Origin of the sequence: Stenotrophomonas humi (assembly GCF_001431415.1) — a bacterium.
GTDB classification, from domain to species: Bacteria; Pseudomonadota; Gammaproteobacteria; order Xanthomonadales; family Xanthomonadaceae; genus Stenotrophomonas; species Stenotrophomonas humi.
In genome coordinates this window covers 1-697 of sequence record NZ_LDJI01000078.1, presented here as the reverse complement: position 1 = coordinate 697, position 697 = coordinate 1, and the positions used below count along the sequence as shown (strand labels likewise).

Below are 697 nucleotides of genomic sequence, written 5' to 3'. Positions count from 1 at the left end.
GCCGCGCCATCGGTACCGATCTCCAATATCCCCAACTGCTCGGGACCTGCCGGCAACACGACATCGTTGGTGGGTGCGCTGCCCACGTGGTAACTGCCCTTCTTCAGCCTGCCCGAGCCGGTGTAGCTCAACCAGCCGTCGGGTGCACGCAACCGCGCGATCCGCTGCGAGCGCCACTGTTCCACATCACGGTGGTATTGACGCGAGTCAAGCAGGAACGGGCTTCCCTGCTGCTTGCACGCTGCCAGCGCAAACAGCAGCAGCAACAGCAACACGCCGCCCCATTTCCCGAGATCCATGCTGCCTCCTGGTGAACCGCTATGCCGTGCCCATCGCATGGCGCATGCGTCAGCCGGTCGCTACCGGCCGTTGGGGGTCGCTCGACCAGCCACTCCACGAGTCAGCGAATACCTTTACTCCGTGCAGACCGGCATGTTCAAAACCCAGCAGCAGGTGGCAGGCCGTCACGCCCGACCCGCACATCACCACCGCCTGGTCCGGGGTATGGGCGCCCAACAACGGCAGCAACTCCGCGCGCAGCTCCTGCGCCGGGCGGAAGCGGCCATCGCGCAGACTCATGCCAAAGGGCCGATTGACCGCGCCCGGCACATGCCCGGCGACGCGATCCAGCGGCTCCACATCACCGCGATACCGCTCGGCGGCGCGTGCATCCAGCAACCAGCCCGGCGCCAGTTCC

1 protein-coding gene and 1 pseudogene are annotated in these 697 nt (G+C 66.6%); both read right to left on the bottom strand.

What is annotated here, in order from left to right; all coding sequences use genetic code 11:
• Window positions 1–299 (bottom strand): annotated as a pseudogene (locus tag ABB26_RS19615) (DUF1684 domain-containing protein); the annotation flags it as partial.
• A gap of 49 nt (window positions 300–348) precedes the next feature.
• On the bottom strand, window positions 349–697 hold a 349-nt coding region (locus tag ABB26_RS18370; protein ID WP_275452826.1), incomplete at its 5' end, for a sulfurtransferase.